This is a genomic window from Bacteroides sp. Marseille-P8574 (assembly GCF_902825465.1).
In the GTDB taxonomy this organism is placed as follows: Bacteria; Bacteroidota; Bacteroidia; order Bacteroidales; family Bacteroidaceae; genus Bacteroides; species Bacteroides uniformis.
Genome location: NZ_CADEBE010000002.1, coordinates 532990 through 544603 on the forward strand (window position 1 = coordinate 532990; position 11614 = coordinate 544603).

Annotated in this window: 9 protein-coding genes; 6 read left to right on the forward strand and 3 right to left on the reverse strand. The window is 44.6% G+C overall.

Annotated elements, in window-relative coordinates:
* Window positions 1–207 precede the first annotated feature (207 nt).
* The 3 genes from HUX74_RS14530 to HUX74_RS14540 are packed head-to-tail and all read right to left on the reverse strand — an operon-like array spanning window position 208 to window position 4101.
* Window positions 208–2823 (reverse strand): UvrD-helicase domain-containing protein, encoded by a 2616-nt coding sequence (locus HUX74_RS14530; RefSeq protein ID WP_174646917.1) that lies wholly within the window; start codon window positions 2821–2823, stop codon window positions 208–210.
* A 14-nt stretch (window positions 2824–2837) separates the two neighbouring features.
* Window positions 2838–3497, reverse strand: coding sequence for a hypothetical protein (locus tag HUX74_RS14535; RefSeq protein WP_117693812.1), 660 nt, complete (start codon window positions 3495–3497; stop codon window positions 2838–2840).
* 25 nt (window positions 3498–3522) lie between these two features.
* Entirely contained in the window at window positions 3523–4101 is a 579-nt protein-coding gene (locus tag HUX74_RS14540) for a hypothetical protein (RefSeq protein WP_174646918.1), read from the reverse strand.
* A 282-nt stretch (window positions 4102–4383) separates the two neighbouring features.
* Between HUX74_RS14540 and HUX74_RS14545 the strand changes: the two genes are divergently transcribed.
* From HUX74_RS14545 to HUX74_RS14570, 6 genes are all read left to right on the forward strand, one after another.
* Complete coding sequence (locus HUX74_RS14545) at window positions 4384–5682, forward strand: site-specific integrase (protein ID WP_117981629.1); 1299 nt, start codon at window positions 4384–4386, stop codon at window positions 5680–5682.
* A gap of 13 nt (window positions 5683–5695) precedes the next feature.
* Window positions 5696–7027, forward strand: coding sequence for a tyrosine-type recombinase/integrase (locus HUX74_RS14550; protein ID WP_021993843.1), 1332 nt, complete (start codon window positions 5696–5698; stop codon window positions 7025–7027).
* A gap of 55 nt (window positions 7028–7082) precedes the next feature.
* Window positions 7083–8231 carry a DUF6043 family protein gene (locus tag HUX74_RS14555; RefSeq protein WP_117981628.1) on the forward strand — a complete coding sequence of 383 codons (1149 nt, stop codon included), beginning with the start codon at window positions 7083–7085 and terminating at the stop codon, window positions 8229–8231.
* Window positions 8232–8446: 215 nt separating this feature from the next.
* Window positions 8447–8800, forward strand: a complete 354-nt coding sequence (locus tag HUX74_RS14560; protein WP_004328966.1) for a helix-turn-helix domain-containing protein — start codon at window positions 8447–8449, stop codon at window positions 8798–8800.
* A complete protein-coding gene (locus tag HUX74_RS14565) occupies window positions 8793–10208 on the forward strand; it encodes a YfjI family protein (RefSeq protein WP_117981627.1) in 1416 nt (471 codons plus the stop codon). Before HUX74_RS14560 ends, HUX74_RS14565 begins: the two co-directional genes overlap by 8 nt.
* Window positions 10209–10342: 134 nt before the next feature.
* Window positions 10343–11413: a DUF6371 domain-containing protein gene (locus HUX74_RS14570; protein ID WP_117981626.1), complete on the forward strand. Its 1071-nt coding sequence runs from the start codon at window positions 10343–10345 to the stop codon at window positions 11411–11413.
* The last annotated feature ends 201 nt before the right edge of the window (window positions 11414–11614 follow it).

The following is an 11614-nucleotide window of genomic DNA, read 5'->3' on the forward strand; positions in this document are numbered from 1 at the left end:
TTCCAGAAATTTTATATAATTCTGGAAAACTTTCGTTTGTGCCTTATACAAAGGACTTTGGAAGAATTACCCGATTTTGAGGTAATGACTTGGCAACTGTGCCGTATGCTGCGTTCTGCCTTGAATTGCTTTCAAGTAACTCGTTTCTGTGTACAAAAATAATAGAATAGTCCGATGCACACAAGGTACATCAAAGAAAAAGTTCGACTATTTGTTTAGTTTGTTTAATCGCATTACAATCGAAGTTTGACTTCTACCCATTTTGTTTGCAATATATTTGACACTCTTACCTTCATTGTGCAGTTTCAATAAAAATTGGTCTGCACTTCTTGTCCATCTTTTATTGGCGTTAGGGTGCTTTACATAGCTTTCTTCTGACACCTTTTCGGGGTGCAAGAATTCATCCACAAATACAGAAGGGAAACGCTTATCGTATAGCACAAGAGTTTTCATCTTTGCCCTCGTTATTGCCACATAAAACAATCTACGTTCTTCTCCATATGGAAATTGGTCGCTTTTAGTTAGTACATAGTTAAGCACTGGGTCGTCACTCACAAGAGAAGGAAAGCCATAGGTATCTTTATTACATTGCAAGAGTATTACGTAATCTGCTTCAAGCCCTTTCGATTTATGTACAGTTAAAAACTCGATTTTTCGTCCTCCTATCATATAAAAGAACCTATTGCCCTCTTTGATGGATTGGTACATAAAAGAGAGATAATAATCGTCAAAGGAATAACGTCCCAACAAAAATATTGATTTATCTGATGGAATAGAAGCTACAAGTTTCCCTATCGTATTGCAATAATCACGTCTGTCATAAGAATGAAACTCCAATTCTGTTTTCATTTCAGTACTGAACGAGTGTATATCTTTCTGAATTTGGGATTTATTGCGTTGTATGAAGTGAGAGGACAACGAAACCAAAGGTTCTCCAAATCTGTATGTGGTTTCAATCTTATTTATTTCTGTTGCTCCAAAGTATTCGGAAAATTGATTGAAAAGAGCCATATCACTTCCCGAAAAACGATATATGGACTGCCAGTCATCGCCTACGCAATACAACTTCGCAGGTGGATTTCCCTCACGCAACACTTTCAAAAAGTTATAACGGTCAACAGATATGTCTTGAAACTCGTCCACGATGATATAATCATACTCAACAGGACGTGAAACATGACATATTTCTGTGGCTTGAAGAATCGCATCAGTAAAATCAATTTGGTTATTATCTCTTAATGCGCTTATATAGCATTCATATACAGGCTGGAATATATTCTTGATAATAAAAGCACTCCGTTCATCCCCAGCATTCTTTGCTTGTTTAAGAACCTTCTCAACTGATTTACAACTTGATTTCACTAATGTCACAAAAGTAACAACGAGTCGTATAAATGCCTTTTCCTGCTTACTTCCTTTGGGTAAAACTAAATCATATAACTCTTCATCCGTTTTCTCTTGAATTGGTACACCTGCATCATCTAATAGTTTACGGAGTTTATCTCTAATATCAGAATAATGGAAATCAGCACTTGATGTTACTAAAAGTTGAGTGCCAAATTTCTCATGAGCAGCTTTCTTCCAAGTTATACCATCATTATATTTTTGATTGGCTTCTTCGTATGTTATATTTTTATCCTTTGCAAACCAAGCTGGAACAAGACCATGTTCATCAATCCCGAAATGCTCCAGATAGATTCGTTTGGTTACTCCATTTTGCTCGAAATATATGGAAAAATCGGGGCGATATTGAGAGTGCATTTCATCTGCTAATTGATGCTCGTATGCCTCTTCATATCTGAATCTTACTCCAAGTGATGACAAGACAAAGCATATCTTTTGCTCTTGCTCACTTCTCACATATATGGTTCGACCATCCATATCGGGAAACATTGCTTTTAACTGAACATTTTTTTGTTCCGATAACTTTTCTCGCCTTTCATTCTTGCATTGTTCCCAATCTGCTTCATTGGATTGATAATCAATAAAATATTCTACTATACTATTCTTAAAATCCTTATTCCCTAATAAAGTGTGATAAATATCTACGAATAAAGAATCAGTATTATCGCAAATAGATGGTTTTGTGCCTGTTGCTCTTCCAATAATATCAATGGCTAATTTATGAAAAGTATAACCTTTCAAGCCGTTAGTAGCCATTCTTTCAGTAAGTTCAGCTGCTGCTTTGTTCGTGTAACTGATTAGTAATATTTTATGAGGTGCAATGCCTTTTACTTCCGTCAAGTATTTGACTTTTCCCACAATAGAAGAGGTCTTTCCGCTACCTGCACTACTAACGACCAAGCAATTATCTTCCTCTGAAACGATTGAACGTCTTTGTTGCATGTCCAATGGATATTTTAGACAATGGTCGAAAAAATCTTTATGAGTGTCAAGCAAAAATGTAATAACGCCCTCATTATGCTGTTTTACAAGTTTATTGATGGCTCCAAAATCATTGATGAATTTGGAAATGGTTTCAGATGGAGTGATTTTAAAGGCTTCAAGTTTCTTCAAAAGAGAATATGCCTCTTGAAAATGTGATTTGTAATGATTTATAAAATCTTGTTCTTGCGTTGCAGAGATTATCTTGCCATAAAAGCCATTGTTCAAGTCGGTAGGAATATCTATAAACTCTTTCTCATTGAGAGTAGATAATCTATCTTTTGCTTGCTTATAGTTTGATTTCTCGCTATATGAAGATATCTGACTGAACTTTTCTGAAAGTACATTGACTTGTTTTTTTAGGCGTATTCGTACCATTGCCATCACGATAACCGAAATCGCAATTATACAAATCATCATAATAAACAATGGCTGCATATTAGAAGTAATATTTATCTGAATCTTTCAATCCATCTATAATCATCCCCTTTGGTACTCCACTGAAATTTCCACATATCGCCTGTGTTATCGTTTATAAGATAGTATTGATACATACTTGTTAGTGGCTGAATAGAGAATACACACCTTTCGTTATTTTCTACTAATTCGTTTTTATTGATAGGAATACAAAATAGGTTGTCTAAATCTTGTGTACTATATTGAACTTGCCATAGTCGCCCATTATATGAGTCTAACAATATAAATGTCCACATATTTTGAGTAGCAAACATCTGGAATCTATTAGTCCAATTTGAAGATTTTTCAGGATATGCAAGAGAAAACATATTGATAGGTGCAGCAAACATATAGTCTTCCCCCTTGACACTAAACTGAACTTGCCAATTCTTACCTGTATATGTATCAAGCATTATGAAAGTCCACATATTCTGTGTCTCATAAAGGCGAAATCTACCTTCTCTATCTCCTAAAATTTCTCTTGCACTACAAATTTCCCAAGACTGACCATCATCTTGAATTTGTTGAACTTCACCTGTCATCGTATTTAAACGAAGTTGATTATGGTAGTTCTGAGTCTTATACACCTTATATATTTGAGCATATGATGTAGCAGCGATAACCATAAAAACAAGTAATGCAATAAGTTTTCTCATAATCAATAGTTCCGTTTATTGAAAATTAAATATCCTCTAAATCCTTTTGGATTTTTGTTTCTACATTTTGAGTATCACGATAACGAATTACGACCATACCCTCATAGACACCAGAAGTCTTTTCTATTGATAAGTCTATATCTCCACCTGTTACTTCCCATGCACTGCCCCACACAACTGTCCCTTGATGGACTTCTGCCATTAAAGCGGTATTAGAATCTGAGTGAGCAGGATTCTTTTCTTTTGAAATAGTTGGGTTACCATATTTGCGAGTATATAAATCCTTATAATAATCGTAAGTATTAACAAGTGTATTCCATTCACCACTTGGGTCAAATAATACGGCTACAGCAAACACACTTTTACCATCATCAGTGGCTGTTACGCCTATAGTAGCATTACGACCAGTAAAATCTCCCATAAACAAAGCAAGATTGTTTTCACTGCCAATAGATGTAAATCCTTTGCTTTTTAACTTTTGACAGAATTCAGTCATACTTCCCTCAATGGGAATTCCTTTAAACGTAAGATGTTCCGAACTGCTTTGAGCATACGATGTCAAAGTAATTACCATAAATACGAACGATACAATAAGTTTTCTCATAATCTGTTGTATTATTTAAATCGTTTATTACTAACATAATCCAACCAACGAAGAAAGCGTGGAACTGCAATATCTGATATTCGAGAAGTCGAATAAAGACGAAAATGAAAAAAAGAGCTAAATAAGTGCAAATATAACATCTAATATTCAATACTTTATGTGGTATCATATTCGGGAATGACTTTTTAATTTGTCTTAATTCGTTGCAAGTTTCCTCGGGATATATGGGAACATATTCGGGAATTTATTTACCTTTGCCATGTAATCAAAAAGGTATAGCAAATGAAAATTTCCGTCTATCTGAAAAAATGTTCCGCGACCACTTCAAACATCTGCTTCCGGGTACGGGAGAAGAACGTGGATATCAAAGTGGTTTCACCCATCGTGGTCCATGACAAGTATTGGGATGCCGATACCTTATGTTACAGGCGAACGACTGCCGTGACGGCCATTGAACAGAAGCGGGTGCCCGAACAGATCGCCGCCATCATCGAGAGAGCGGAAAAGACCTTCTCGGAGAAGGCTGACGGCAAATGGATGAAACAGGTCATCGAGGATGTCCTGCATCCCACGCGGGCTTTTGAGCGTGATCACCCGAACCTGCTCCACCGCATCCACGAGTACCTGGAAAAATATGACGGTGCGGAAAGAACCAAGGAGCACATCGTCCGCTTCGAGCGAACGATGACCAGGTATCACGAGTACCGGCGTGAATTATTGAGCGATACAGACTTCACTCTTTTCGTTGAAACTGTCACCCTGGGGCAGATGAACGACTTCAGGGAGTACGTCGCCAACGAGTACTTGCTCCGCCAGGAGTATCCTGACTTTTATATTCCCCGTATGCTCATCAACCACAAGCCCAAGCCTCTCTCCAACACGACCGTCATCAATATCATGAACCTTTTCTGCACGTTCCTGCACTGGTGCAAGAGAATGAAGTATTCCGACAACGAAGTCTATGCTGTCTATGGATGCAAGGAGCCGACCTACGGCGACCCGTTCTACCTCACATCGGAAGAGAGGAATGTCCTGTACGACGCGGACCTGAGCGACTGCCCGAAACTGGCTGTCATCCGGGACATTTTCGTGTTCCACTGCTATGTCGGTTGCCGTGTCGGTGATCTCTACAGGATGACCAAGGAGAACATCAAGGACGGTTTTCTGGAGTATATGCCTCAAAAGACCAAGAAGTGTCAGGCGAAAACCATCAGGGTCCCATTGCATGAAAAGGCAGTCAGAATACTGGAACGCTATAGCGGGAATACCGGCAAGCTGCTTCCCTTCAAGCCCATCAACACTTACAATCTGGGTATACGGGAACTGCTGAAACATTGTGGCATTGACCGCATGGTCACTATTCTTGACACGCACGGCTACAACACCGTACAGAAGCCCTTGTACGAGGTGGCCAGCAGCCACACGGCACGCAAGACCTTTGTAGGTAACCTGTACCGGCAGGTTCCGGACCCCAACCTGATAGCCTCCATGTCAGGCCACGTGGAAGGCAGCAGGGCCTTCCGGCGTTACCGGACGATAGATGATGACATGAAACGAAAACTTGTTGAAATGATAAACTAAGGAGGATATATACATGAAAGTAACAGCATTTATCAGAAAGACATCGGCGAAAAACAACGTGACAGATCTTGCCCGGGTCTATTTCCGTGTCCGGGATATCGGTGGTGTGGACATAAAGGCCGCGAGCGAGCTGTCCATCAACCCGAACCATTGGAGTCCGGAGAGGCAAGGCTACAAACCACGTGTGGCTCTTGTCTCGGAAGAGAAGAAGAACGCTTTCGACAGGGATATCCAGCAAATCACCCACCTGATCACCAGGGAATACAGCCGTGGAGTTGACGGGAACTGGCTCAAGGGGCTGATAGAAGAATACCATCACCCCAACATCAATGCAAGGGGCGGCAACAAGGTAGAGGAATACCTGTTGTCATACCAGATACAAAAATATGTTGACGAGACCCCGCTCGCGTTCGAGAGCCGGAAACATCATCTTGACAATCTCAACAAGGTACTCCGTTACGAGCGTTTCCGCCATGAGGTCATGCACCAGAGGGGCTTCCATCTTTGCATTGACTCCATCACGGCAGATGACATAAGAGATTTCAAATTCTGGTTGCAGGAGGAGCACAAGTATGTTGACATGTATCCCGTGTTTTACCAGAACGAGGTCCGCCGCAATGTCGAGCAGGTACGTTCCGAGAACAGCATGTCAGGAAGCCTGTACCGCATTCGCACCGTCATCAAATGGTGCATCAAACGTGGCCTTACACGAAATAATCCTTTCGACCAGTACCAGATCGCGCAGCCCATGTACGGTGACCCGTTCTACCTGACGCTTGAAGAACGGGACAAGGTGTACTATGCCGACTTAAACGGCATGGGTGCCAACTATCCGGTCTATCGTGACATCTTCATGTTCCAGTGCCTGATCGGTTGCCGTGTCAGTGACTTGAACCGGCTGACCAAGGCGAATATCGTGGACGGTTGCGTGGAGTACATTCCCCAAAAGACCAAGCTGGAACATGCGGGCACGGTACGGGTCCCGCTTAACCAAAAGGCCTTGGATATACTGGAAAGGTACAAAGACCTGGAAGAAGCGCTGCTTCCGAGATTCTCGCATTTCGGCTACAACAAGAAAATAAAGGAGATTCTCAAATACGTGGGAATCGACCGTATGGTCAGGGTGCTCGACCCGAAGACGCGCGAGGATGTGGCAAGACCATTGTACGAGGTGGCCACCACCCACACGGCGAGGAAGACTTTCATCGGGAACCTGTACAAGCAGGTCAAGGACCCGAACCTGATTGCCTCCATGTCCGGGCACTCTGAGGGTAGCCGTGCCTTTGCCCGGTACCGTAAGATAGACGATGAAATGAAGAAGGAGCTGGTAAACCTTCTGGATTGACCGTTTCTATTTTCCATCTATCCTTTTATCCTTTTATATCCACCGATAATGCAATATGAATATGGACGAGCAGAAGTTGACATACGAACAATTCAAGGAGGATATTCTCCAGTGGAAGAACACGCACCGTGAAGAATACAACCGCTTCTCGCGCCTGATGACAAACGGTGACGAGAGGCAGTATCTTGCCATCTGCAAAGCCATATTCAGGCAACTTCCCAGTATCAGGCGGGAATGGGAATTGTCCTGGAACGATGACAGCACGGATGGCCTTGCAAATATAAACATGCAGTTCGCGGAGAACGCGGTACCCGGGCAGATCGTGGAGCTGTACACGAAACAGAGGGAGGAAAACAATCCTCTGCCCGACAACATTCCACCGGTCACATTATGGGGCAGGATAAAGTCCTTTTTTAGCGGCAAATCTTCCAAGCCGGGTGTCACCCTTTCGGCACCGCTCGTGTTGAGCTGGCTGTATTATGGAAAGAGCTTCGAAGCGATGGTTTCCATGATAGAGAAACAGATGAAGAATCCGAAAGCTGACAATGCTGACAGGCTGGGCTGTTCCCTTGTAGTCAAGCAGATAATAAACGTATCCATCAAGAACGGTTTCCGAACCCGGGCAGACTGGGACAGGTATTTTGCCATGAACAACGCCATTGAAAAAGGCCATGTCGGCGAATGGGCCTTGCAGGCCATCACGGCTGACATGGAAACCGATGAAGAAAGCAGGGATACGATTACAACCCGGACCGAAGACAGCGTCAGGGGGCCTGTTGTACAACGCGTGGCCGGAAAGAAAAAAATCCAGGAACGGCCACTCGCCGATTATCTTGATCACGAGAACAAGAAAGTTGTATTACATCATATCCGCGACTTTATTTCCGTCAATACAAGTGCCATTCATCAGGCATTACCGTTCTATGTATTGAAGGAGCTCGGTCTGGTTGCCGGTATGCATACAGCCAAGGAGTACAGCATGGGGCTGACATTGCAGTTCACGGATTTGCCGTCATTGAAAAGCGAGAGCGCCATACGGCAGTCGGTCGGGTTCCTGAGAACGGCAAAACATGTGATCAAGGACGGCAAAGACCAGATGGCACCCCTGATAGAGAGTGACGAGAACCGGGAACTGTTCCAGAAATTGGCACAGGCTATCAGTAATATCCCAGGTACAGGCACGATGGCCATTGCAGAGAAATAAGGCTAATTATAACCTTTTCACGTTGTCACACGGACTTATATTGTCATGACAATTTAAGACAAATCATTATATATCAACCACTTTTAATTTACACATACATTTGCACCGTCAATCCTTTCCCGAGGGCTGGCGGTGCTTCTCTTTTATAAGCCATCGGAAGCGGGGCACCAGGGAACTTTTGAAGATGGTCATCACAAACTTCAAAACTGATATTTATGATTACCATAGAGAGTCTGGTCGAGCAAGGAGCGAACGTGAAACTGGAAGTTACTCCCGCTGACCTTAAAATGTTCGCTGAATCCATCGTGCAGCGTACCATCATGGCGCAACAGGAAGAACAGAGAGCCGCGATACTGCGTGAAGCGGAGGAGACTTATCTCAATACAAAACAGGTCCGTGAGTTGCTGAACGTGTGCGAGGGCACGCTCAACCTGTGGGCGAAACGAGGCTATCTCGTACCGGTCAAGGTCGGTAACAAGAACATGTATGCCAAATCTGATGTACGCCGGGTACAGACAGGCAACAAGTCCGAGAGTGTAACATCCTATTGCAAGAGAAAAAATGTGTGATATGGCAACCGGCAGGCTAGAACTGTGTAACAGAATCCGCATGGAGGCGGAGGATATTGAAAGAACGGGATTCCCGCTGGAGGTCCTGCCCCAGGCCGTGCAGTCTGTCATACTCGATATGGCCACATACGAGAACTACAAGATCGAGTTTATCGCTACGGCCATGTTGTCGGCTGTATCCGCGGCCCTGGGAGGCGCATACCGTATCCGCATCAAAGGAGACTGGCAGAGCAGCGGAGCGTTGTACGTCATTCTGGTAGGCAGACCCGGACTGGGCAAGACCCCACCGCTGGAGGCCGCATATCGCCCGATCCGAAAACGTGACTATGCCCTTTTCAAGGTGTACGAGACAGAAATGGAGGCATGGAAAGCCGCGGGAGAAAACGGGAAGAAACCTGTCCTGAAACGCACTGTAGTCTCGGATTTCACTCCCGAGTCGCTTTTACTGACCCACCACAATAACCCGAGAAGCGTGGTCATTCTGGTGGACGAGATCATGGGCATGTTCAATTCCGCCAACCGTTACACGAACGGGCAGCTCATAGAACAGCTTCTGACTGCATGGAGTGGCGGGGCTTTGGATGTTACCAGGGTAAACTCCCCTGTTCCTGTACACATCGAGCATCCATGCATAAACATCATCGGAACCACGCAAACTAAGCGTGTACACGAGCTTCTGAAAAAAGGTTTCGAGGAAAACGGGCTGCTTGACCGTATCCTGTTCGTGATGCCCAAATCCCCCAAGCTTTCATCCTGGAAAAACCGGGACGACGATGGGGAAAGGACATCCCTCGCTGCAGTCCGTTGGGAGAATATATTGAACAAGGTCCTTGCGTTGGACTATGACACCGAAGCGGAAGAAAAAATACCCCACGTGCTGTCCATGGACAGGGAGGCCAGGGAATACTTCTTCTCCTGGTGGAACAGGAAGGTGGAGCGTATCAACCGGATAGAGGATGATGCCGAGGTGGACAGCCGGGAAATGAAACATCCGGCCCATGTAGCCCGTCTGGCATTGATAATTCAGGTTTTGCGCCACGCGTCCGGTGAAAGTCACCTGCAGTTTATAGATGTATCATCGGTGAAAGCCGCCATACGGCTGAACGACTATTTTGAGGAATCATACATGCGTATCCGTTCTTTCGTGGCGAATGACACCTGTGAAGATCCTCCAAAGATGTTACTGTCGATGTTACCTGATACCTTTGATACAAAAACAGCAATAACCGTTGGAAAGGAACGGCAGTGCGTCAGTGAGCGAACTGTCATGAATTACCTGAAGGAGTTATGCCGCAGCAGGCTTCTCCGGAAATCAAAAGCCGGGCATTACGAGAAAATCATGTATGATAAATCTGACAAATCCAATGAAAGCAATAATGAATCATCCCCACGAAACTGCAACGGATGATCTCTTGTTGCAGCCTGCAGTCTTTGCAGTTTTGCAGTTTCGAGGACTGAAAAGGGGAAATTCCTGCAGGACTGCAAGAACTGCAAACTGCAAATGGTGGTATTCATTTGCAGAAACACATAACCGACAACATTATGAACGAATATAGATTCCATCTACAGAAATACAAACCGGGCAGCAAGACCGTCTGTCCGGGGTGCGGAAGGAAGTCCTGCTTTACCCGTTATATCGACGAGGTGGGAGAGATTTCTTTCCCAGGGTACGTGGGTAAATGTGACCACATCAACAGTTGTGGCTATCACTATTCCCCGAAAGAATACTTCCGGGACAATCCGTCAGCAAGGGAAACATCGGCTGGCCATAAAATGAACAGCAGAGCATTTACGGCAGTAAGGTATGCTACCAAACAACCGCCAACAGAACAAGAACCGGAGATTTCTTATCTTCCCTATGATTGGGTGGAGCAATCCATGCGCGGGTACGGCATCAACCCTTTGTACCGTTACTTCACCAAAGTGGCGGGAAAGGAGGAAGCCGGCAGGTTGTTCCATGTTTACAAAGTCGGCACGTCAAGGATGTGGAACGGTTCGACCGTGTTTTGGCAGATAGATGTCAGGGGTAACGTGCGTGCAGGCAAGATTATGGGCTACGATGCCGTAACCGGGCACCGGATTAAAGAACCTTTCAATCAAGTCAACTGGGTCCATTCTGTAAGAAAAGTGCCGGACTTCCACATGAAGCAGTGCCTGTTCGGTGAGCATCTGCTTTCGGACACTTCCGCTGCCATGTCAGCCAAGCCTGTAGCCATTGTCGAAAGCGAGAAGACGGCACTGGTTGCCGCCATGTTCATCCCTGATTTTGTATGGCTTGCCACCGGGGGAATGCACGGCTGTTTCAACAGTGAGGCCATGCAGGTGTTGAAAGAACGCGAAGTGATTCTTTTCCCAGATCTCAAGGCAACCGAAGAATGGCGGCAACGGCTGCCGATGCTGGAGACTATCTGCAGGCGTGTCACCTGTTCCGACCTGCTGGAAAAGATGGCGACCGATGAACAGCGTAGTCGGGGACTAGACATCGCCGACTTTCTGCTGATGGAGGATACGCCACAGATGATTCTCGCGAGGATGATACAACGCAATCCAGCGTTGCAGACCTTCATCGACACCTTCGGACTCGAACTGGTGGATGCAGAAAAAACGGAATGAAAGAGGAGCAATGGACAGCTTGCTGTCCCGTGAAAATGGGGTTGTAAAATCCCGTAGCTTATTAGGGCATTTTCACCGTCTCCGCTTCGCGTCCGGCAGTCAAAAAGCCCATAAGCCGGGGCACTCCTCAGGCTCGCGGGTATGCCTCCGGCAGTCTGACGGGATTTTACAACAAGAATAACAATAAAATAACGAACAGAT

Excerpts from the sequence above, each read along its gene's own strand:
- HUX74_RS14555 (WP_117981628.1), top strand. The coding sequence starts at position 7,083 with ATGAATATGGACGAGCAGAAGTTGACATACGAACAATTCAAGGAGGAT.
- HUX74_RS14550 (WP_021993843.1), top strand. The coding sequence starts at position 5,696 with ATGAAAGTAACAGCATTTATCAGAAAGACATCGGCGAAAAACAACGTG.
- HUX74_RS14545 (WP_117981629.1), top strand. The coding sequence starts at position 4,384 with ATGAAAATTTCCGTCTATCTGAAAAAATGTTCCGCGACCACTTCAAAC.
- HUX74_RS14530 (WP_174646917.1), bottom strand. The coding sequence starts at position 2,823 with ATGCAGCCATTGTTTATTATGATGATTTGTATAATTGCGATTTCGGTT.
- HUX74_RS14535 (WP_117693812.1), bottom strand. The coding sequence starts at position 3,497 with ATGAGAAAACTTATTGCATTACTTGTTTTTATGGTTATCGCTGCTACA.
- HUX74_RS14565 (WP_117981627.1), top strand. The coding sequence starts at position 8,793 with ATGTGTGATATGGCAACCGGCAGGCTAGAACTGTGTAACAGAATCCGC.
- HUX74_RS14560 (WP_004328966.1), top strand. The coding sequence starts at position 8,447 with ATGATTACCATAGAGAGTCTGGTCGAGCAAGGAGCGAACGTGAAACTG.
- HUX74_RS14570 (WP_117981626.1), top strand. The coding sequence starts at position 10,343 with ATGAACGAATATAGATTCCATCTACAGAAATACAAACCGGGCAGCAAG.
- HUX74_RS14540 (WP_174646918.1), bottom strand. The coding sequence starts at position 4,101 with ATGAGAAAACTTATTGTATCGTTCGTATTTATGGTAATTACTTTGACA.